This is a genomic window from Mangrovibacter sp. MFB070, assembly GCF_000705335.1.
GTDB classification, from domain to species: Bacteria; Pseudomonadota; Gammaproteobacteria; order Enterobacterales; family Enterobacteriaceae; genus Mangrovibacter; species Mangrovibacter plantisponsor.
Window position 1 is genome coordinate 61,214 of the sequence record NZ_JJMI01000019.1, and the last position, 20,859, is coordinate 82,072.

20 protein-coding genes are annotated in these 20,859 nt (G+C 50.4%); 12 read left to right on the top strand and 8 right to left on the bottom strand.

Going from position 1 to position 20,859, the window contains the following annotated elements; translation table 11 throughout:
• Positions 1–36: 36 nt before the first annotated feature.
• The 7 genes from dksA (at position 37) to panD (ending at position 5,657) form a co-directional block, all read left to right on the top strand.
• Positions 37–492, top strand: a complete 456-nt coding sequence (gene dksA, locus DT73_RS06900) for an RNA polymerase-binding protein DksA (RefSeq protein WP_036106071.1) — start codon at positions 37–39, stop codon at positions 490–492.
• 67 nt (positions 493–559) lie between these two features.
• On the top strand, positions 560–1,456 hold the full coding sequence (gluQRS, locus tag DT73_RS06905; protein WP_036106074.1) for a tRNA glutamyl-Q(34) synthetase GluQRS: 897 nt from the start codon (positions 560–562) through the stop codon (positions 1,454–1,456).
• Between the two features lie 50 nt (positions 1,457–1,506).
• A complete protein-coding gene (gene pcnB / locus DT73_RS06910; protein WP_072006910.1) occupies positions 1,507–2,904 on the top strand; it encodes a polynucleotide adenylyltransferase PcnB in 1,398 nt (465 codons plus the stop codon).
• Positions 2,901–3,380, top strand: coding sequence for a 2-amino-4-hydroxy-6-hydroxymethyldihydropteridine diphosphokinase (folK, locus tag DT73_RS06915; RefSeq protein ID WP_036106079.1), 480 nt, complete (start codon positions 2,901–2,903; stop codon positions 3,378–3,380). Before pcnB ends, folK begins: the two co-directional genes overlap by 4 nt.
• A 151-nt stretch (positions 3,381–3,531) precedes the next feature.
• Complete coding sequence (gene panB, locus DT73_RS06920; protein WP_036106081.1) at positions 3,532–4,326, top strand: 3-methyl-2-oxobutanoate hydroxymethyltransferase; 795 nt, start codon at positions 3,532–3,534, stop codon at positions 4,324–4,326.
• 12 nt (positions 4,327–4,338) lie between these two features.
• Positions 4,339–5,193 (top strand): pantoate--beta-alanine ligase, encoded by an 855-nt coding sequence (gene panC, locus DT73_RS06925; RefSeq protein ID WP_036106084.1) that lies wholly within the window; start codon positions 4,339–4,341, stop codon positions 5,191–5,193.
• Positions 5,194–5,276: 83 nt separating this feature from the next.
• A complete protein-coding gene (panD, locus tag DT73_RS06930) occupies positions 5,277–5,657 on the top strand; it encodes an aspartate 1-decarboxylase (RefSeq protein ID WP_036106088.1) in 381 nt (126 codons plus the stop codon).
• A 59-nt stretch (positions 5,658–5,716) separates the two neighbouring features.
• Here panD and DT73_RS06935 read toward each other — a convergent pair whose 3' ends face one another.
• From DT73_RS06935 to DT73_RS06945, 3 genes are all read right to left on the bottom strand, one after another.
• Complete coding sequence (locus tag DT73_RS06935; protein WP_036106868.1) at positions 5,717–6,157, bottom strand: PTS sugar transporter subunit IIA; 441 nt, start codon at positions 6,155–6,157, stop codon at positions 5,717–5,719.
• A gap of 119 nt (positions 6,158–6,276) precedes the next feature.
• Positions 6,277–7,047, bottom strand: coding sequence for an ABC transporter permease (locus tag DT73_RS06940; RefSeq protein WP_036106091.1), 771 nt, complete (start codon positions 7,045–7,047; stop codon positions 6,277–6,279).
• Complete coding sequence (locus DT73_RS06945) at positions 7,044–7,970, bottom strand: ABC transporter ATP-binding protein (RefSeq protein WP_036106094.1); 927 nt, start codon at positions 7,968–7,970, stop codon at positions 7,044–7,046. The genes DT73_RS06940 and DT73_RS06945 overlap by 4 nt, the downstream gene beginning before the upstream one ends.
• A gap of 106 nt (positions 7,971–8,076) precedes the next feature.
• Here DT73_RS06945 and can point away from each other — a divergent pair, with 106 nt between their 5' ends.
• Entirely contained in the window at positions 8,077–8,739 is a 663-nt protein-coding gene (gene can, locus DT73_RS06950) for a carbonate dehydratase (protein WP_036106097.1), read from the top strand.
• An 84-nt stretch (positions 8,740–8,823) separates the two neighbouring features.
• Here the strand turns inward: can and hpt are convergent, their stop codons facing one another.
• Positions 8,824–9,360, bottom strand: coding sequence for a hypoxanthine phosphoribosyltransferase (gene hpt / locus DT73_RS06955; RefSeq protein ID WP_036106100.1), 537 nt, complete (start codon positions 9,358–9,360; stop codon positions 8,824–8,826).
• Between the two features lie 215 nt (positions 9,361–9,575).
• Here hpt and DT73_RS06960 point away from each other — a divergent pair, with 215 nt between their 5' ends.
• Entirely contained in the window at positions 9,576–11,939 is a 2,364-nt protein-coding gene (locus DT73_RS06960; protein WP_036106871.1) for a glucose/quinate/shikimate family membrane-bound PQQ-dependent dehydrogenase, read from the top strand.
• Positions 11,940–12,060: 121 nt separating this feature from the next.
• Here DT73_RS06960 and cueO read toward each other — a convergent pair whose 3' ends face one another.
• Complete coding sequence (gene cueO / locus DT73_RS06965; RefSeq protein ID WP_036106102.1) at positions 12,061–13,674, bottom strand: multicopper oxidase CueO; 1,614 nt, start codon at positions 13,672–13,674, stop codon at positions 12,061–12,063.
• Between the two features lie 148 nt (positions 13,675–13,822).
• Between cueO and DT73_RS06970 the strand changes: the two genes are divergently transcribed.
• The 3 genes from DT73_RS06970 (at position 13,823) to speD (ending at position 15,953) form a co-directional block, all read left to right on the top strand.
• Positions 13,823–14,170 (top strand): YacC family pilotin-like protein, encoded by a 348-nt coding sequence (locus DT73_RS06970; RefSeq protein WP_036106874.1) that lies wholly within the window; start codon positions 13,823–13,825, stop codon positions 14,168–14,170.
• 107 nt (positions 14,171–14,277) lie between these two features.
• Positions 14,278–15,144 carry a polyamine aminopropyltransferase gene (gene speE / locus DT73_RS06975; RefSeq protein WP_036106105.1) on the top strand — a complete coding sequence of 289 codons (867 nt, stop codon included), beginning with the start codon at positions 14,278–14,280 and terminating at the stop codon, positions 15,142–15,144.
• A 14-nt stretch (positions 15,145–15,158) separates the two neighbouring features.
• A complete protein-coding gene (gene speD / locus DT73_RS06980) occupies positions 15,159–15,953 on the top strand; it encodes an adenosylmethionine decarboxylase (RefSeq protein ID WP_036106107.1) in 795 nt (264 codons plus the stop codon).
• Positions 15,954–16,016: 63 nt separating this feature from the next.
• Here speD and yacL read toward each other — a convergent pair whose 3' ends face one another.
• From yacL to lpdA, 3 genes are all read right to left on the bottom strand, one after another.
• Complete coding sequence (gene yacL, locus DT73_RS06985; protein ID WP_036106110.1) at positions 16,017–16,379, bottom strand: protein YacL; 363 nt, start codon at positions 16,377–16,379, stop codon at positions 16,017–16,019.
• A gap of 160 nt (positions 16,380–16,539) precedes the next feature.
• Positions 16,540–19,137, bottom strand: a complete 2,598-nt coding sequence (gene acnB, locus DT73_RS06990; RefSeq protein ID WP_152552496.1) for a bifunctional aconitate hydratase 2/2-methylisocitrate dehydratase — start codon at positions 19,135–19,137, stop codon at positions 16,540–16,542.
• A 268-nt stretch (positions 19,138–19,405) separates the two neighbouring features.
• Positions 19,406–20,833 carry a dihydrolipoyl dehydrogenase gene (lpdA, locus tag DT73_RS06995; protein ID WP_036106878.1) on the bottom strand — a complete coding sequence of 476 codons (1,428 nt, stop codon included), beginning with the start codon at positions 20,831–20,833 and terminating at the stop codon, positions 19,406–19,408.
• Positions 20,834–20,859: the final 26 nt, after the last annotated feature.

The following is a 20,859-nucleotide window of genomic DNA, read 5'->3' on the forward strand; positions in this document are numbered from 1 at the left end:
ACAGGGGATCGATAGTGCGTGTTAAGGAGAAGCAACATGCAAGAAGGGCAAAACCGTAAAACATCGTCCCTGAGTATTCTCGCCATCGCTGGGGTGGAACCATATCAAGAAAAACCGGGCGAAGAGTATATGAACGACGCCCAATTAGCGCACTTCAGGCGCATTCTTGAAGCATGGCGTAATCAGCTCAGGGATGAAGTAGACCGTACCGTAACACACATGCAGGATGAGGCAGCAAACTTCCCGGATCCGGTTGACCGTGCAGCCCAGGAAGAAGAGTTCAGCCTTGAACTGCGTAACCGTGACCGTGAACGTAAGCTGATCAAAAAAATCGAAAAAACGCTTAAGAAAGTGGAAGACGAAGATTTCGGCTACTGCGAATCCTGTGGTGTTGAAATTGGCATTCGCCGTCTGGAAGCTCGTCCTACCGCTGACTTATGCATTGACTGCAAAACACTGGCAGAAATCCGCGAAAAACAAATGGCTGGTTAATCCGCCCGCGGTAATTCTCCTTTTCTTCGGCGGGTCTTCCCGCCGAAGCAACTTCCCACGCTGAATCATGTCTGCAAACAGTTATATTGGGCGTTTCGCCCCCTCACCTTCTGGCGAGTTACATTTCGGTTCCCTGGTTGCTGCGTTAGGCAGTTATCTCCAGGCTCGTTCCTGCCAGGGTGTCTGGCTGGTTCGCATTGAAGATATCGACCCGCCTCGTGAAGTACCGGGCGCTGCCACCACTATTTTGCGCCAGCTTGAACATTATGGGTTATTCTGGGATGGCGAAGTATTGTGGCAATCGCACCGTCACCAGGCATATCAGGATGCCCTGCACTGGCTGGCAAGCCAGAACATGAGCTACTTTTGTACTTGTACCCGCGCCCAAATTCAGGCCAGTGGTGGTTTTTACCCGGGCTGGTGCCGGGATAAACACCATAGCGGCGAGCATGCTGCAATTCGGCTACGGCAAACCCATCCGGTTACTCATTTTCACGATAAATTGCGTGGTAATATTGACGCCAGCGATGCAATGGCCCGGGAAGATTTTATCATTCACCGGCGCGATGGGCTGTTCGCCTACAACCTGGCGGTTGTGGTGGATGACCATTTCCAGGGGGTAACAGAAATTGTGCGTGGTGCCGACCTGATTGAACCAACAGTGCGCCAAATAGCGTTATACCGGTCTTTTGGCTGGGCTGAGCCCGGCTATATTCATTTACCCCTTGCCTGTAACGCGCATGGCGATAAATTATCCAAGCAAAACCATGCGCCAGCACTGCCACAAGGCGACCCAAGGCCCGTTCTTACCCAGGCTCTGGCATTTCTTAACCAACCAGTTCCTGGCGGCTGGCAAGACCTGAATACTGGTGAGTTGCTGGCTTTTGCAGTAAAAAACTGGCAATTAAGTGATGTTCCGGCTACGGTCAGCGCGAATCCGGCATTCTCAAATGGTGAACACTGAGCTATGATTAGCCGCTGTTTTATCCCGACCACGATACACAGAGGTGCAACATTTTTACCCGAGTCGCTAATTTTTGCCGTAAGGTGCTAAACCGCGAGGAGTCTGAAGCTCCTGAGGTGCTTATGCAACCGAAGATGACCGTTATCCCGCGAGAACAGCATACGATCTCCCGCAAAGATATCAGTGAAAATGCCCTCAAGGTACTTTACCGGCTGAATAAAGCAGGCTATGAAGCGCTGCTGGTAGGCGGTGGTGTCCGGGATTTACTCCTCGGCGCGCGCCCAAAAGATTTCGATGTCACAACAAGTGCCACTCCGGAGCAGGTGCGCAAACTGTTCCGTAATTGTCGCCTGGTCGGGCGCCGGTTTCGCCTGGCTCATGTCATGTTCGGCCCGGAAATTATCGAAGTTGCCACCTTCCGTGGTCATCACGAACTGCATGACAGCGACAGAACCACATCTCAGCTCGGCCAGAATGGTATGTTGCTGCGCGATAACATCTTCGGGTCCATTGAAGAAGATGCCCAACGGCGTGACTTTACGATTAACAGCCTCTATTACAATGTTGCTGACTTTACTATTCGTGATTATGTCGGCGGCCTGCAAGACCTGCAGGAAGGCATTATTCGCCTGATTGGCGACCCGGAAACACGTTACCGGGAAGACCCGGTTCGCATGCTGCGTGCGGTTCGTTTTGCCGCCAAGCTGAATATGACAATCAGCCCGGAAACAGCCGAGCCGATTCCACGTCTCGCTTCTCTGCTTAATGATGTTCCCCCTGCCCGCCTGTTTGAAGAATCGCTGAAAATGCTGCAGGCAGGTTATGGCTACCGGACTTATCAGTTACTGTGCCAGTACCAACTTTTTCAACCACTGTTTCCGGGGATTGCACGCTATTTCACCGAGCAAGGTGACAGCCCGATGGAGCGGATCATCACCCGGGTACTCAAGAACACCGACTCACGTTTGCAAAATGATCTGCGCGTGAACCCGGCGTTTTTGTTTGCGGCGATATACTGGTATCCCCAACTGGAAATGTCGCAAAAAATTGCCCATGAAGGTGGTTTGACCTGGTTTGACGCTTTTTCACTGGCCATGAATGACCTGCTGGACGAAGCGTGCCGCTCACTGGCCATTCCGAAACGCATTACCACCATTATCCGTGATATCTGGCAATTACAATTACGCCTTTCACGCCGCCAGGGTAAACGTGCATGGAAATTGATGGAACATCCAAAATTCCGTGCAGCATACGATTTACTGGAAATGCGGGCTGAAGCAGAGCGTAACCCAGAATTACAGCGCCTTGCTCAATGGTGGGGGGAATTCCAGGCCGCAACGCCTCCGGCTCAAAAAGAGATGCTGAACCAGTTAGGTGATGATAGCCCTGCTCGTCGCAAGCGCCATCGCCCGCGCCGGAGAATCCCGAAACGTGAAGGCAATTCATGACACGGGTTTATATTGCTATTGGCAGTAACCTGGCATCACCACTGAACCAGGTAGAGGCAGCCATTGATGCACTGAAACAACTGCCTGAAAGCCAGGTGGTTGCTGTCTCACCTTTTTTTCGCACCCCGCCCCTTGGCCCACAGGATCAACCTGATTACCTGAATGCCGCCGTTGCGCTGGATACAACGCTCTCACCACTGGCTTTGCTGGATAACACGCAGGAAATTGAACGCCAGCAAGGCCGGGTACGTAAAGCAGAGCGCTGGGGGCCACGGACGCTGGATCTGGATATCATGCTGTATGGCAATGGCACCATTGAGAATGAGCGCCTGACCATCCCGCATTACGATATGAAGCATCGTATGTTCATGCTCTGGCCTTTGTTCCAGCTGGCTCCTGATTTATTTTTCCCCGACGGGCAAAGTTTGCGTGGCTGCCTGTCCTGCCTGAAAGATACCCCGCCAGAGCGCTGGTAGGCTTTTTTTCGAGCTGGATCATTTCAGTCAGTCAACTGCTGCTTTTCCAGTCATCCGTCAACCGAATTCAGCGCAAAATAACTAACACCCACCCCCACATTCTTCTAGAATGCCCTGTCCTATATTTTTCCTATGATGCGACGGGGTAACCATGAAACCAACCACCATGACTCACCTGCGCCAGCTAAAAGACCAGAACAAGAAATTTGCGACTATAACCGCCTACGATTTTAGTTTTGCAAAACTCTTTTTCGATGAAGGGATTCGGGTAATGCTGGTCGGTGATTCTCTGGGGATGACCGTACAAGGGCACGATTCCACTTTGCCTGTAACAGTTGCAGATATTGCCTATCACACAACCGCAGTACGCCGTGGTGCGCCAGAATGCCTGCTGCTGGCTGATTTGCCTTTTATGGCGTATGCCACGCCGGAACAAGCCTTTGAGAACGCGGCAACCGTGATGCGTGCCGGGGCCAATATGGTAAAAATCGAAGGGGGGAGCTGGCTTGCAGATACCGTGCGTATGCTCACCGAGCGCGCTGTGCCGGTTTGCGGCCACCTGGGGCTGACGCCACAGTCAGTGAATATCTTCGGTGGTTATAAAGTTCAGGGCCGTGATACCGCTGCCGCAGAAACCCTGTTTGATGACGCCAAAGCACTTGAAGCGGCAGGGGCACAAATGCTGGTGCTGGAGTGTGTTCCGGTAGCTTTAGCTGAACGGGTAACACAAGCGTTATCGATTCCGGTGATTGGCATTGGTGCAGGTAATGTCACCGATGGGCAGATTCTTGTGATGCATGATGCGTTCGGGATCACCGGGGGTCATATTCCTAAATTCGCTAAAGATTTTCTTCGTGAAGCCGGTGACATACGCGCAGCCGTTCGGGCTTACGTTCACGAAGTCGAAACGGGTATTTATCCGGGTGAAGAACATAGTTTCCAGTAACGGGAGTACGTTGTGTTAATTGTTGAATCGCTCAGCGACCTGCGCCAGCACATTCGTGAATGGCGGCAGGCAGGTAAGCGCATTGCGCTGGTTCCCACAATGGGTAATCTGCACGATGGCCATATGACACTGGTTGATGAAGCCCGTCGCCATGCCGATATTGTTGTTGTTTCTGTTTTTGTGAACCCAATGCAATTTGACCGGGTGGATGATCTGGCGCGTTACCCGCGCACGCTGCAGGAAGATTGTGAAAAACTCAATCGCCGCCGAGTGGATCTGGTCTTTGCACCCGCACCATCTGAAATCTACCCCCAGGGGATGGATACACAAACCTATGTAGAGGTTCCCGGGCTCTCCACCATGCTGGAAGGTGCCAGCCGCCCCGGTCATTTCCGCGGTGTTGCGACCATTGTCAGCAAGTTACTCAACCTGGTTCAACCTGATGTTGCCTGTTTTGGCGAGAAAGACTACCAGCAACTGGCCCTGATTCGCAAAATGGTGGCGGATATGGGCTATGGCACAGAGATTGTTGGCGTACCAATTGTACGGGCGAAAGATGGCCTGGCCCTCAGTTCTCGCAATGGTTACCTGACCAGTGAACAGCGCAAACTCGCGCCAGGGTTATACCAGGTCATGAACACTGTCGCTGAGAAACTGCGGCAGGGAGAGCGGAGCCTGGATGAAATACTGGCTCTGGCAGCCAACGAATTAAATGAAAAAGGTTTGCGTAGCGATGATTTGCAAATTCGTGATGCAGGCTCGCTTGAAGCACTGAGTGAACAAAGCAAAGCCGCCGTTATTCTGATGGCGGCCTGGCTTGGGCAGGCACGCCTGATTGATAACATGGTCGTCACACTGGCACGCTAGACAGTGTACAGAAAACGGGCAATACTGCCTTGGTTCCGGTGTGTTGAGGCACACCGTCAGTCAATGCCACAAAGGTTTAAACTATGATTCGCAAAATGCTGCAAGGCAAACTCCATCGTGTCAAAGTGACTCTGGCAGACTTACATTACGAAGGGTCCTGCGCCATCGACAAAGATTTCCTTGAGGCGGCCGGGATTCTTGAGTATGAAGCCATTGATATCTATAACGTCACCAACGGGAAACGTTTTTCAACCTACGCTATTGCTGGCGAACGCGGTTCGAAAATCATCTCAGTAAACGGTGCGGCAGCACACTGTGCAGATGTTGGCGACATACTGATTATCGCCAGCTATGTAGACGTGCCTGATGAACAGGCCCGCGACTGGCACCCGAAAGTCGCTTATTTCGATGGTGAAAATGAAATGAAGCGCCAGGCAAAAGCTGTACCGGTACAGGTCGCCTGATTGCGTATTACCAGGGTTGGTCCAGCCAGCCCTGGTTCATAAAAAAGCGCCCGCCTGCACTAACTGTGGGAACCGGGTTTGATAAGAACAAACGGTGGGTTTTTCTGCTGTTGGTGCCATAAGCTGGTTACGCTGTCGCCCCCGGCCGCCACAATTTGCTGGCGAAATTGCTCGCTGGTAAGGGTTTCTCTGGCTGGCAACATAGACTGCAACAACGCCAGAGAGATACCGCAAATAACCTCACACCCCGGGTGTTTATGGCTTAACAATGCGGCTGCACGGTAAGGTGGTGCTGCTGGCAGGTCGGTCAGAAAAATCACGCCATCGCCGCTGTCGGTATTATGCAACGCGTCACACATAGCACGGCTGAGCATATTATTACTCATTTCGGGCCAAAAATTCACCGTACAACATTGTGGCAACACACCTGCCTGCGCTTCCAGCGCATCCCGAATTTCCAGTGCCATATTATTATGGCAGGCAATTACCCAACCCAGCATCATCCATCCTCCTGAAGTACCATACCAGTGTGCCAGACGGGAATAATGATGTTGTGACGTTTATCAATAATGGCAGGTTTCCCCGGCAAAATATCACCGGGGACGAAAGAAATGAAAAACTAACTGCGCAGACCGCGCCCACGCTGAATTAAAAACCAGCATAACGCGTAAAATAACGCAATAAAGCCGACTAATACCGCTACGGTGAAGCTCAACGAAACATCAGCAATACCCAGAAAACCAAAGCGGAAACCACTTATCATGTAAACGATAGGGTTCAGATGAGATAATCCGCGCCAAAACGGCGGCAATAAAGTCAGGGAATAAAATACCCCACCCAAATACGTCAGTGGTGTCAGCACGAATGTAGGAATCAGGCTGATATCATCAAATGTTTTGGCAAAAATAGCATTCAGCAAACCAGCCAGTGAAAACAGGATAGTGGTCAGTAGCAGTGTCAGGGCAACAAATAACCATGAATGCACCTGGAAAGGGACAAAGAATAACGAAACCGCCGTTACCAACACCCCAACACACAAACCACGCGCCACACCTCCACCAATAAACCCGGCAATTACAACATGAGTCGGTACCGGTGCAACCAGTAATTCCTCAATATTACGCTGAAATTTGGCGCTAAAAAATGATGAGGCCACATTCGCGTAGGAGTTGGTGATAACCGACATCATGATCAACCCGGGCACAATAAACTGCATGTAAGTAAACCCATGCATTTCACCAATACGCGAACCAATCAGGTTACCGAAAATAATAAAATAGAGTGTCATGGTGATAACAGGTGGCACCAGTGTCTGAACCCAAATACGCATAAAGCGATGGATCTCTTTGGTCCAGATACTTTTTAACGCAACCCAGTACAGCTGCATCATTCCTGGCCTCCTTTTTTCTCATGCACCAGCGTAACGAACAGCTCTTCCAGGCGGTTTGCCTTGTTGCGCATACTTAATACCTGAACACCCTGTTTACTTAACTGGCTGAACACACTGTTTATCCCTTGTTCCCGCAAGATTTCTACTTCAAGCGTTGCAGTATCAACCAGACGATAATTGTAACCATCCAGTACAGGCAGTGGGCTTTTCGGTGCCAGATCCAGCAGGAAAGTCTCAGACTTCAGTTTAGAAAGCAGCGCCTTCATTGAGGTATTTTCAACTAACTCACCACTTTGAATAATCCCAATATTGCGGCACAACATTTCCGCTTCTTCAAGATAATGGGTTGTGAGGATAATGGTCGTCCCCTGATCGTTCAGATCCTTCAGAAAGCCCCACATAGAACGGCGCAGTTCAATATCGACCCCCGCAGTCGGTTCATCGAGGATCAGCAAACGCGGCTCATGCATCAGTGCACGGGCAATCATCAGGCGACGCTTCATCCCACCCGATAACATTCGGGCGCGCTCGTTGCGTTTTTCCCACAGATCCAATTGGTTGAGGTATTTTTCACTGCGCCTGACGGCTTCGTGGCGTTCAACCCCATAATATCCCGCCTGGTTAACCACAATTTGCTGAACAGTTTCAAAGGGATTGAAGTTAAATTCCTGCGGCACCAGGCCCAACTGACGTTTGGCATTCACAACGTCCCGGTCCAGGTCATAACCAAACACCCGCACCTGGCCTGAGGTTTTATTTACCAGGGAGCTGATAATGCCAATAGTTGTTGATTTGCCCGCACCATTAGGTCCGAGCAGCGCATAAAAGTCACCGGCTTCAACGGTTAAATCAATGCCGCGCAGCGCCTGAACACCACCCGGGTAGATTTTTTTGAGTTGTTCTAACTCAAGTGCATACGTCATAGGTTACCAATTACCTTGATTATTACACTGTCTGTGTGGTTTAACATAAAATCGAATTGCTTATTGTAGTCCAATGCGTCTATCTGTTGACAGGTCAGAAACCTCCATGAAAGATATTGAAACACTCATCAGCAATAACCGTGTCTGGTCCAGGTTATTAAAAGAAGAAGAACCTGGATTCTTTGAACAACTGGCACTGTCTCAAAAGCCACGCTTTCTATGGATAGGTTGCTCCGACAGCCGCGTTCCTGCTGAACGCCTGACCGGGTTGGAGCCCGGTGAAATCTTTGTGCATCGCAATGTGGCAAATCTGGTCATTCATACTGATTTGAACTGCCTCTCTGTTGTCCAGTATGCAGTCGATGTGCTGGAAGTCGAACACATTATTATTTGTGGCCACTATGGCTGTGGGGGTGTTCAGGCTGCTGTTGAAAACCCGGAATTGGGGTTAATAGATAACTGGTTACTGCATATTCGTGATATCTGGTTCAAACACAGCACATTACTGGGAGAACTCCCACAAGAACGCCGCATGGACACATTGTGTGAGCTGAATGTGATGGAACAGGTCTATAACCTGGGCCACTCTACCATTATGCAGTCAGCCTGGAAACGCGGCCAAAAAGTCGCCCTTCATGGCTGGGTTTACGGCATCCATGACGGTTTACTACGCGACCTGGATGTCTCTGCCACCAGCCGTTCTGTCCTTGAGCAACAATACCGTAATGGTATTTCCAACCTTAAGCTCACTCACCAGAGCCACAAATAATAGCAAAAGGGGCATGATTCGCCCCTTTTCTATTTGTGCTAAATTCTGGTAACGCCAGGTCTGAGTTATGCAACTCCGTGAAAATTACGCATCCAGCAAAGTGACTTTACCAATGTATGGCAGATGGCGGTAATTTTGCGCGTAGTCAATTCCGTAGCCCACCACGAACTCATCCGGAATAGAAAAACCGACATATTCCACATTCACGTTCACTTCGCGGCGTGACGGTTTGTCCAGCAAAGTACAGATAGCCAGTGATTTTGGCTCACGCAGGCTCAAAATTTCACGCACTTTACTGAGAGTATTACCAGAATCGATAATGTCTTCGACAATCAAAATATCTTTACCGCGGATATCTTCATCCAGGTCTTTGAGAATTTTGACATCGCGCGTACTGGACATGCCGCTGCCATAACTGGAGGCAGTCATGAAGTCGACCTCGTGCGGAACATGAACCTCACGGCACAGGTCAGCCATAAACATAAATGACCCACGCAACAACCCAACCAGCACCATTTCATTACCCCGACCACGGTAATGCTCAGTGATCTGACGCCCCAACGCTTCAACTCGCGCCTTGATTTCCGCCGCCGGAATCATCACTTCAACAGTATGTTTCATTTCTATAACCATATGATTTAAATATAAATCATTAAATGCCAGTCACTTCTCAGCCAGCATCATGAATTTGCCGGGGAAGTATAACAGCAAACAGAGTTTAACGCTCAGCCGGATCAAAAAAGCAAATTTTGTGATGCATGTCACATTTGTTAATGACTATAATTAAATGCGACTTAATTATTAAAAGAGTGGTTATATCTGTGAATAAAAAAGCTATGCAGTCACGCTGGCTTGTCATCATTACAGCCTTATTTGCATTATTAACAGGGTTGTATTTATTGATTGGCGGGATTTGGCTCGTCGCCATTGGCGGCTCCTGGTACTACCCCATCGCGGGTATCGTAATGTTACTCACGGCAACACTGGTATGGCGTGGCAAGCGCTCCGCTCTTGTGTTGTACGGAGCATTCTTACTTTGCACCATGATATGGTCTGTCTGGGAAGTTGGTTTCGATTTCTGGGCACTGACGCCGCGTTGCGATATTCTGGTGTTCTTTGGCATCTGGTTAATTTTGCCCTTTATCTGGCGTCGCCTTGCCACACCTTCGTCGCTGGCTATTCCTACCCTGGGTGTCAGCCTGGTGGTAAGCGGCATTATTCTTGGATGGGCAATTTTCAACGACCCGCAAGAAATCAATGGTACGCTGAGCAATGACACCACTTCCGCCACACAGCAAACCAGCACCGTGGCAGATGGAGACTGGCCTGCTTATGGCCGTACTCAGGAAGGGCAGCGTTACTCTCCGCTGAACCAAATTAACGACACCAACGTTCATCAGTTAAAAGAAGCCTGGAGCTTTCGAACTGGCGATCTGAAGACAGCCAGTGACCCGGTAGAAATCACTGATGAAGTCACCCCGATTAAGATTCGCGACACGCTTTATCTTTGTACTCCGCATCAACGCCTGTTTGCACTGGATGCCGCAACCGGGAAAGAAAAATGGTCGTTTGACCCACACCTGAAAACCGACCCGTCATTCCAGCATGTAACCTGTCGTGGTGTGTCTTACCATGAAGCGACCCCGGAAAACGCGCCTGCAGACGTGGTTGCTGACTGCCCCCACCGGATCCTTCTGCCGGTGAATGACGGGCGGTTGTTTGCCCTGAATGCAGACACCGGTAAGTTGTGCGAAACCTTCGCCAACAAAGGTGTGCTGAACCTGCAAACTAACATGCCGGTTACCACGCCGGGTATGTACGAACCCACTTCGCCTCCAGTTGTTACTGACAAAGTGATTGTGATTGCGGGTGCGGTAACCGACAACTTCTCAACCCGTGAGCCATCTGGCGTCATCCGTGGTTTTGACGTAAATACCGGGAAACTAGTCTGGGCATTTGACCCAGGTGCCAAAGACCCGAATGCTATTCCGGCAGATGAACATCACTTTACGCTGAATTCACCTAACTCCTGGGCGCCGGCGTCTTATGATGCCAAACTGGACCTGGTCTATTTGCCGATGGGTGTCACCACACCTGATATTTGGGGTGGTAACCGTACGCCTGAGCAGGAGCGTTATGCCAGCAGCATTGTTGCTCTGAATGCTTCTACCGGTAAGCTTGCCTGGTCATATCAAACTGTTCACCACGACCTGTGGGATATGGACATGCCTGCCCAGCCGACACTGGCTGATATCAAAGATAAAAATGGAAATACCATTCCGGCAATTTATGCCCCGGCGAAAACCGGTAATATCTTTGTGCTGGACCGCCGCACCGGTAAACCTATTGTGCCGGCACCGGAAAAACCGGTTCCTCAGGGTGCCGCTAAAGGTGACCATGTTTCCCCCACTCAGCCGTTCTCTGACCTGACTTTCCGCCCGGCCAAAAAACTGACCGGTGCGGATATGTGGGGCGCGACAATGTATGACCAGTTAGTTTGCCGCGTGATGTTCCACCGCCTGCGCTATGATGGCATTTTCACTCCGCCATCAGAGCAAGGTACGCTGGTCTTCCCGGGTAACCTTGGCATGTTTGAATGGGGTGGTATCTCCATTGATCCACAACGCCAGGTGGCAATTGCTAACCCAATGGCGCTGCCTTTCGTCTCCCGCCTGGTTCCACGTGGCCCGGGTAACCCAATGGAGCCGCCGAAAGATGCCAAAGGTTCAGGTACTGAATCCGGTATTCAGCCCCAGTACGGTGTACCTTATGGTGTAACACTGAATGCTTTCTTGTCGCCGTTTGGTCTGCCCTGTAAACAACCGGCCTGGGGTTATATTTCCGCTCTGGATCTGAAAACCAACCAGGTGGTATGGAAAAAACGTATTGGTACCGTGCGTGACAGCTCACCAGTGCCGTTACCTTTCAGGATGGGTATGCCAATGCTGGGGGCGCCAATTTCAACAGCCGGTAATGTTCTGTTTATTGGTGCAACCGCAGATAACTACCTGCGTGCTTACAACATGAGTAACGGGAAAAAACTCTGGGAGGCACGTTTGCCAGCAGGCGGCCAGGCAACACCGATGACATATGAAGTCAACGGTAAGCAGTATGTACTGATAGCCGCGGGCGGGCATGGTTCATTTGGCACCAAACTGGGTGATTATATTATTGCCTGGGCACTGCCAGACCAGAAATAACCTGCCGCATGACAGATAGCATGCAGAAATAAGCCCAATACTATTCTGCAACCAATAAAAGGGCCGGCCACTATTTAGAGGTGACCGGCCCTTTTCAATAACAACCAGTTACTCTGTTTGCTTAAGCCTCGCCAACAGTAAAGCCCAGCATCATGCCTGTATCTTCGTGTTCTAACAGGTGGCAATGTGCCATGTAAGCATGTTCAGCACTGGCGGCATAATCAAAACGCACCAGCACTTCACTGCGCCCACCTTCGACCCGCACAGTGTCCTTCCATCCCCGGCGATGCGCAGCGGGCGGCTGGCCATTTTCAGTTAATATACGGAATTGCATGCCATGAATATGGAAAGGATGCAGCATCATGTCGCCTTCCCCGGAGATAACCCAGCGTTCATAACGGCCAAGAGGTACATGAAACGCAGGGTGGTTCATATCGAAGGCTTTACCATTAATACGGTTGGCGGTATAGAGATCAAATGCCCCCTGCTCCATTGCTGAATTACTCATATGATGGGTTTCCGGCATCCCTTTCATTCCAGACATCCCCGGCATGCTGTTCATATCACTGGCATCATGCATGTTCATGCCTGCCATGCTCCCACTGCCCATTGCCTGCTGACCATATTTGTCCTTCAAAGCCTGCATCCCCTGGCTGTCCAACCGTGGGTCCATACTTAGTGTCAAAACACGCTGAGTCAGGCCTTCCAGAGCTGGTAGTGCAGGTAACGCCACCAGTGTATCGGGTAAATCCCCCGATGCCGGAATACGCAGTGGGCGAATACCAACGACCGGGCAAGGTTTATCAAAAGGAGGCAATGCCATGCCCATTTGGCTGACAGGGAGAGTCACCAAATCAAATGGGGTGCCATCACTGGTATCGACCATTATCTCAAAGCGTTCCCCCATCAATAGCGGCAATGAAGTGACTTTGACAGGTTCAGGTAATAGCCCGCCATCGCTGGCTATCACATAGAAAGGGCGATTATCGCTGGCGGCAATCGTCAACGAACGCGCATTACAGCCATTCAGCAAACGCAGCCGTAACCAGCCGCGTGGTGGCGCATGTTGCGGATATTCAGCACCGTTACACAATAATGTATCGCCAAACCAGCCAACCGCCGCAGTCATCACATCCAGTTGATAATCAATTTCCCCGGCAGGGGTAAAACGCTTGTCCTGAATGATCAGTGGTACATCATCGATCCCCCACTGTTTCGGTAGCCGCAACGCGCCCTGTGCAGCATCATCAATCAATACCAGCCCGGCCAGCCCCATCGCGACCTGTTGGCCGGTATGTTTATGGTAATGGGGATGAAACCAACAAGTAGACGCTGCCTGGTCTGGTGTAAAAGTGACTGTTCGGGTTGCACCTGGTGCGATAATGCCTTGCGGGCCGCCATCCACACTGCCGGGAATAGCCAGACCATGCCAGTGCACAGTGGTAGGTTGTGAAAGCGCATTGTGCATTTCCACAGTCACCGCAGTCCCTTTTTTCAGTGCCAGCGCCGGGCCCAAAAGATTGCCGTTATATCCCCAGGTTGTGGCCTGTTTCCCATTAAAAAGTGTTTTCCCTGCCTGAATCCGTAAGCGAATTTTACCGTGGATATCTGCCTGGAGAAGGTCTGGTACTGGTAATGCAGGGCGTTCAGAAAAGACTGGCGTTCTGGCCCAGACGGGTATTGCACTCAGTGCGCCCAAAGCAGCTGAATACTTAATAAACTCACGACGTCGCATTCTTTTCTCCATTGCAGGTGATGACATAATGACCACAGTCTAAACCCTGACCTAACAGGAAGGTCAATCCACGTTAAAAACAAGAAATCACTTCCCGAAAACTGTAAATATGCTAACGTTTTATTTCCGCAATCACGTGGTCAGCGCAATGAAGACGTTTGTTAAAATAACCCTCCTGGGAAGCTTGTTAGGTTTCTCCACCGCCAGCCAGGCGTTAAATGAAGCAGAAGCCGAAGATATGGCTGATTTGACAGCCGTTTTTGTGTATTTAAAGAATGATTGCGGTTATCAGGATTTACCCAATGACCAAATTCGCCATGCTTTGATTTTCTTTGCACAGCAAAATCAGTGGGACCTGAGTAATTACGACAGTTTTAATATGAAAAAAATGGGGGAAGAGAGTTACCGCGATTTAAGCGGTATTGCGATTCCCACCGCTAAAAAATGCAAATCGCTGGCCCGCGATTCACTGAGTTTGCTGGCCTACGTAAAATAGCCCACCTCTGGCCCCTTCGCTGAAATAATGACCGTGCATGCGCGGTCATTGTTCGTTATGATGTTGCGCCCATTTTATCCGGGTGTTAATGAAGGAGGTGCCAACCTATGGCTGATAATCGCCAGTGGCATGAAACGCTACACGATCAATTTGGTCAGTACTTTGCTGTTGATAATGTGCTGTACCATGAAAAGACAGATCACCAGGATCTGGTAATCTTCGAAAATAGCGCATTTGGGCGCGTAATGGCGCTGGATGGCGTGGTACAAACAACTGAACGCGACGAGTTCATTTACCATGAAATGATGACCCACGTACCTTTGCTGGCTCACGGCCAGGCAAAGCATGTGCTGATTATCGGTGGTGGTGATGGTGCAATGTTACGTGAAGTCTGCCGCCATAAAAATGTTGAAACCATTACGATGGTGGAAATTGATGCAGGCGTTGTGTCCTTCTGCCGCCAGTACCTGCCACACCACAATGCCGGTGCCTATGACGACCCACGCTTTAAGCTGGTTATTGACGATGGCGTGAATTTTGTTAACCAAACCACGCAAACGTTTGACGTCATCATTTCTGACTGCACTGACCCGATTGGCCCCGGTGAAAGCCTGTTTACTTCCGCATTTTACGAAGGGTGTAAACGTTGCCTCACGCCTGGCGGTGTTTTTGTTGCCCAAAATGGTGTGTGCTTCCTGCAACAGGATGAAGCTATCGGCAGCCACCGCAAACTGAGCAATTATTTTGGTGATGTCAGCTTTTACCAGGCCGCTATCCCCACCTATTACGGTGGCGTAATGACATTTGCCTGGGCGACTGATAATACGGCACTGCGCCATCTGCGTACCGAAATCATTCAGGCGCGTTTCCGCCAGGCCAGCCTGACTTGCCGTTATTACAACCCGGCAATTCACACTGCGGCGTTTGCCCTGCCCCAGTATTTACTTAATGCCCTTTCCGGCCCCGATTCCTGAGGAGGTGAGCGAAATTGAAAAAGCTGAAACTACATGGCTTTAATAATCTGACTAAAAGCCTGAGTTTTTGTATCTACGATATCTGTTATGCCAAGACACCCGCTGAGCGTGATGGCTATATTGCTTATATTGATGAGTTGTATAACGCTAACCGTTTGACGGAGATTCTGAGCGAAACCTGTTCAATTATTGGCGCTAATATTCTGAATGTTGCCCGCCAGGATTATGAACCGCAGGGTGCCAGCGTGACAATTCTGGTCAGTGAAGAACCCATTGACCCACTACACATAGATAAATCTGAACATCCAGGGCCACTACCTGAAGCCGTCGTTGCTCACCTGGATAAAAGCCACATTTGTGTGCACACTTATCCGGAAAGCCATCCTGAAGGGGATTTATGTACTTTCCGTGCAGATATTGAAGTCTCCACTTGTGGTGTTATTTCCCCCCTGAAGGCACTGAATTACCTTATCCACCAGTTAGAATCCGATATCGTCACCATTGACTACCGCGTCAGGGGCTTTACCCGGGATATTAACGGCATGAAACACTTCATCGACCATGAAATAAATTCTATTCAGAATTTTATGTCTGAAGATATGAAGTCGCTGTACGACATGGTGGATGTGAATGTTTACCAGGAGAATATCTTTCACACCAAGATGCTGTTGAAAGAATTCGATCTGAAACACTATATGTTCCATACCCGGCCAGAAGATTTAACCGCCGCAGAACGTAAAGTGATAACGGATCTGTTATGGAAAGAGATGCGCGAAATTTATTACGGGCGCAATATTCCGGCAATGTAACACTAACAGATTCAGGCCCTGCGAAATGCAGGGCTTTTAATTTCCGGGAGCGTAGTTATCTGCTTATTTTCCCGCTAAAAAGCGCTTATACGCAGCGACCACCTGTAAGAAGTCTTCTACGCCACACATCGCCAGGCTTTCTTCGTCGTAGTAACTCATCCCTTCTTCGATTTCATCGCCCGAAAAATCCAGTTGGTTGGCCCGCACCATCACTTCTTCACCATCCAGCCACAGCGTGTATTCATGCCCGGTCCGTTGCCAGTGGCGCTCACTCCCTTTTACTGTGCGCGCAGCCTGCTCGACTTCATCCAGCAGCTCCAGGTTCTCTTTCACTTCTTCGTTAAACCAGTGGCCGATTGCCTCATGCCCCATCGACATACGCACTTTTACCACGCCAGTAACATCCCGCATAAACTCATAGTCCATAATGTGTTCCTCTCTATGCGTGCCCCAACCTGCAGGCGGGCTTTGACAACGCTATTATCTCAGTCAAACACCAGAAAAAAAGCGGGGACGGTGACAACTTAAAAAAAAGAATCCCTCCCCCCGAAGGGAAAGGGATTCTACATTATGGCAGGGTTGAAAGTCAGACGGTGGTCTGGAAAATCACGCCATCTGCTTTTTCCGTATACTGAGACAGGCGGTCAAAGTTCAGGTAACGGTAGGTATCTGTCGCTGTCTTATCGACTTGCTCCATAAAGGCCTGGTATTCCTGAGGTGTCGGTAATTTACCGAGCAGAGATGCAACCGCGGCCAGTTCTGCAGAAGCCAGGTAAACATTCGCCCCGGTACCTAAACGGTTCGGGAAGTTACGGGTGGAAGTCGACACAACTGTCGCCCCGTCCGCAACACGAGCCTGGTTACCCATACACAGTGAACAGCCTGGGATTTCAATACGAGCGCCACTCTTACCGAATACGCTGTAATAACCTTCTTCCGTTAGCTGTGCGGCATCCATACGTGTTGGCGGAGCAACCCACAAACGCGTTGGCAACTGGCCTTTATGGCTGTCGAGCAACTTACCGGCAGCACGGAAGTGGCCGATGTTGGTCATACAGGAACCAATAAAGACTTCATCAATTTTGCTGCCCGCAACATCAGACAACAAACGCGCATCATCAGGATCGTTCGGCGCGCACAGAATCGGCTCTTTGATCTCATCCAGATTAATGTCGATCACAGCGGCATATTCCGCATCGACATCACCTTCCAGCAACTGCGGGTCGGCCAGCCATTTTTCCATACCCTGAATACGGCGTTCCAGAGTACGGCGGTCACCGTAACCTTCCGCGATCATCCATTTCAGCAGAACGATGTTGGAATTGAGGTATTCAGTGATCGGGTCTTTATCCAGCTTGATAGTACAGCCCGCGGCAGAACGTTCTGCCGAGGCATCCGCCAGTTCAAATGCCTGTTCAACTTTGAGTGTGGGCAGGCCTTCGATTTCCAGAATACGGCCAGAGAAGATGTTTTTCTTACCTTTCTTCTCAACCGTTAACAGACCCTGGCGAATGGCGTACAGCGGAATGGCATGAACCAGATCACGCAGAGTGATACCCGGCTGCATTTCTCCGGAGAAACGCACCAGCACCGATTCCGGCATATCCAGCGGCATAACACCTGTTGCCGCAGCGAAAGCCACCAGCCCGGAGCCTGCCGGGAACGAGATCCCAATCGGGAAACGGGTATGGGAATCCCCACCGGTACCAACGGTATCCGGCAGCAGCATGCGGTTCAGCCAGGAGTGAATAATACCGTCGCCCGGACGCAGGGACACACCGCCACGGTTCATAATAAAATCTGGCAGAGTGTGGTGGGTTTGTACGTCAACCGGTTTTGGATAAGCAGCAGTGTGGCAGAATGACTGCATCACCAGGTCAGCAGAGAAGCCCAGGCATGCCAGGTCTTTCAGCTCATCACGGGTCATCGGCCCGGTGGTATCTTGTGAACCAACAGACGTCATTTTCGGTTCGCAATACTGGCCCGGACGAATACCGGCAACCCCACAAGCACGGCCAACCATTTTTTGCGCCAGGGAGAAGCCACGGTTACTGTCGGCAACATCTTTCGCTTTGCGGAACACATCGCTGTGCTCAAGGCCAAGGGACTCACGCGCTTTAGTGGTCAGCCCACGGCCGATGATCAGCGGAATACGCCCACCAGCACGCACTTCATCCAGCAGAACGTCTGTTTTCAGCTCAAAGGTTGCCAGTACTTCACTTGAATCGTGGCGGCAAACCTCACCTTTATACGGGTAGATATCAATGACATCGCCCATATTCAGGTTTGATACGTCAACCTCAACAGGCAGTGCACCGGCATCTTCCATAGTGTTGAAGAAGATTGGCGCAATTTTGCCACCCAGCACAACCCCACCACCACGTTTGTTAGGCACACCAGGGATGTCATCACCCATAAACCACAAAACGGAGTTAGTTGCAGATTTACGCGATGAACCTGTACCTACGACATCCCCGACGTACGCCAGCGGGAAGCCTTTTTGTTGCAGCGCTTCAATCTGTTTAATCGGGCCGACGCTGCCGGGCTGGTCTGGCTCAATACCATCACGGGCGTTCTTGAGCATAGCCAGTGCATGCAACGGGATATCCGGGCGGGACCAGGCATCAGGTGCCGGAGACAGGTCATCGGTGTTGGTTTCACCTGTCACTTTAAATACAGTAACGGTGATTTTATCAGCCAGTTTCGGGCGGGACAGGAACCACTCGGCATCGGCCCAGGACTGTACAACCTGTTTGGCGAAGACGTTGCCATTTTTCGCTTTTTCTTCAACGTCGTAAAAATTATCAAACATTAACAGGGTGTGAGACAGCGCTTTAGCAGCAACGGGCGCCAGTTTGTTATCGTCCAGCGCTTCCACCAACGGATGGATGTTATACCCCCCCTGCATTGTGCCAAGGAGCTCGACGGCTTTTTCAGGAGTAATCAGTGGAGAGGTCGTTTCGCCTTTAGTAACAGCAGCAAGGAAACCTGCTTTAACGTAGGCGGCTTCATCAACACCCGGAGGGACTCGGTTGGTCAGTAAATCTAACAGAAATTCTTCTTCACCCGCAGGCGGGGTCTTCAGCAGCTCTACCAGTGCGGCCATCTGGGTTGCATCCAGCGGTTTCGGTACAACACCTTCTGCAGCACGCTCAGCTACGTGCTTACGGTATTCTTCTAGCACGACGGTTCTCCTCGCTCTCATTGTCATATCGGCACCGGACGCTCCTCTTCACTTTCCGATGAGACCTCAGAATGTAGGGTAAAGAGCCCAGTCCCGCACTGGGAGCATATCAGGATTTCGGTGGGCTGTTAATCTGTTTACAAAAAAGCAACATTAAATATTTGCTGAATCGTTAAGTACGGTAGATTGCTGTCTTGTTTACGATTTTTGGCGCAAAAAAAACGGCCACAGAGGGCCGTTTTGTCTTTGCTTTACGTCTTCACACGACTTATTTCTTTTTCTTCGCTTTCGCGTTCGGCAAGTCGGTGATGCTGCCTTCGAATACTTCAGCCGCAAGGCCAACAGATTCGTGCAGTGTTGGGTGCGCATGAATGGTCAGAGCGATATCTTCCGCATCACAACCCATTTCGATTGCCAGGCCAATTTCACCCAGTAACTCACCGCCGTTGGTGCCAACAATAGCGCCACCGATAACACGATGCGTTTCTTTATCGAAAATCAGTTTAGTCATACCGTCAGCGCAATCAGAAGCGATTGCACGGCCAGATGCCGCCCACGGGAAGGTTGCTGTTTCATAGCTAACACCCTTCTCTTTCGCTTCTTTTTCTGTCATCCCAACCCATGCAACTTCAGGTTCAGTGTAAGCAATAGACGGGATCACTTTCGGGTCGAAGTAGTGTTTCATGCCAGCGATAACTTCAGCCGCCACATGGCCTTCGTGCACGCCTTTGTGTGCCAGCATTGGTTGACCAACGATGTCACCGATAGCGTAGATGTGCGGCACATTGGTACGCATTTGTTTATCAACATGGATGAAGCCACGTTCATCAACTTCAACACCCGCCATACCGGCGTCAATCAGTTTGCCGTTTGGTACACGGCCAATCGCGACCAGAACGGCGTCATAACGCTGTGCTTCAGCAGGCGCTTTTTTGCCTTCCATAGAAACGTAGATGCCGTCTTCTTTCGCTTCGACAGCAGTCACTTTCGTTTCCAGCATCAGGTTGAATTTCTGGCTGATACGTTTGGTGAAGACTTTAACCACGTCTTTATCTGCGGCAGGAATAACCTGATCGAACATTTCGACCACGTCAATCTGTGAACCCAGCGCATGGTAAACAGTACCCATTTCCAGACCGATGATACCACCGCCCATCAGCAGCATACGTTTCGGTACAGATTTCAGCTCCAGTGCATCGGTGGAGTCCCAAATACGTGGGTCTTCATGAGGAATGAACGGCAGTTGAACTGGGCGAGAACCAGCAGCAATAATCGCGTTATCAAAATTGATAACCGTTTTGCCATTCTCACCATCCACTTCCAGCGTGTTTGCGCCAGTAAATTTACCCAGGCCAGTAACCACTTTCACTTTACGGCCTTTTGCCATACCTGCCAGGCCACCCGTCAACTGAGTGATGACTTTTTCTTTCCAGGTACGGATTTTATCGATATCAGTCTGCGGCTCGCCGAATACAATACCGTGTTCAGCCAGTGCTTTTGCTTCTTCGATAACTTTAGCAACGTGCAGGAGAGCTTTTGAAGGGATACAACCGACGTTAAGGCAAACACCACCCAGGGTGCTGTAGCGCTCAACCAGAACGGTTTCCAGACCTAAATCAGCGCAACGAAAGGCCGCAGAGTAACCTGCCGGGCCCGCCCCAAGTACCACGACCTGAGTTTTAATTTCAGTACTCATCATGACCTCTTAATTTATTTCCGGCG

What these genes read in the sequence shown, in the direction of transcription:
- folK (WP_036106079.1), top strand. Translation starts at nt 2,901, where the DNA reads ATGACACGGGTTTATATTGCTATTGGCAGTAACCTGGCATCACCACTG.
- panB (WP_036106081.1), top strand. Translation starts at nt 3,532, where the DNA reads ATGAAACCAACCACCATGACTCACCTGCGCCAGCTAAAAGACCAGAAC.
- lpdA (WP_036106878.1), bottom strand. Translation starts at nt 20,833, where the DNA reads ATGAGTACTGAAATTAAAACTCAGGTCGTGGTACTTGGGGCGGGCCCG.
- DT73_RS06940 (WP_036106091.1), bottom strand. Translation starts at nt 7,047, where the DNA reads ATGATGCAGCTGTACTGGGTTGCGTTAAAAAGTATCTGGACCAAAGAG.
- DT73_RS06935 (WP_036106868.1), bottom strand. Translation starts at nt 6,157, where the DNA reads ATGCTGGGTTGGGTAATTGCCTGCCATAATAATATGGCACTGGAAATT.
- DT73_RS06945 (WP_036106094.1), bottom strand. Translation starts at nt 7,970, where the DNA reads ATGACGTATGCACTTGAGTTAGAACAACTCAAAAAAATCTACCCGGGT.
- DT73_RS06960 (WP_036106871.1), top strand. Translation starts at nt 9,576, where the DNA reads ATGCAGTCACGCTGGCTTGTCATCATTACAGCCTTATTTGCATTATTA.
- dksA (WP_036106071.1), top strand. Translation starts at nt 37, where the DNA reads ATGCAAGAAGGGCAAAACCGTAAAACATCGTCCCTGAGTATTCTCGCC.
- speE (WP_036106105.1), top strand. Translation starts at nt 14,278, where the DNA reads ATGGCTGATAATCGCCAGTGGCATGAAACGCTACACGATCAATTTGGT.
- panD (WP_036106088.1), top strand. Translation starts at nt 5,277, where the DNA reads ATGATTCGCAAAATGCTGCAAGGCAAACTCCATCGTGTCAAAGTGACT.
- can (WP_036106097.1), top strand. Translation starts at nt 8,077, where the DNA reads ATGAAAGATATTGAAACACTCATCAGCAATAACCGTGTCTGGTCCAGG.
- DT73_RS06970 (WP_036106874.1), top strand. Translation starts at nt 13,823, where the DNA reads ATGAAGACGTTTGTTAAAATAACCCTCCTGGGAAGCTTGTTAGGTTTC.
- gluQRS (WP_036106074.1), top strand. Translation starts at nt 560, where the DNA reads ATGTCTGCAAACAGTTATATTGGGCGTTTCGCCCCCTCACCTTCTGGC.
- cueO (WP_036106102.1), bottom strand. Translation starts at nt 13,674, where the DNA reads ATGCGACGTCGTGAGTTTATTAAGTATTCAGCTGCTTTGGGCGCACTG.
- hpt (WP_036106100.1), bottom strand. Translation starts at nt 9,360, where the DNA reads ATGAAACATACTGTTGAAGTGATGATTCCGGCGGCGGAAATCAAGGCG.
- yacL (WP_036106110.1), bottom strand. Translation starts at nt 16,379, where the DNA reads ATGGACTATGAGTTTATGCGGGATGTTACTGGCGTGGTAAAAGTGCGT.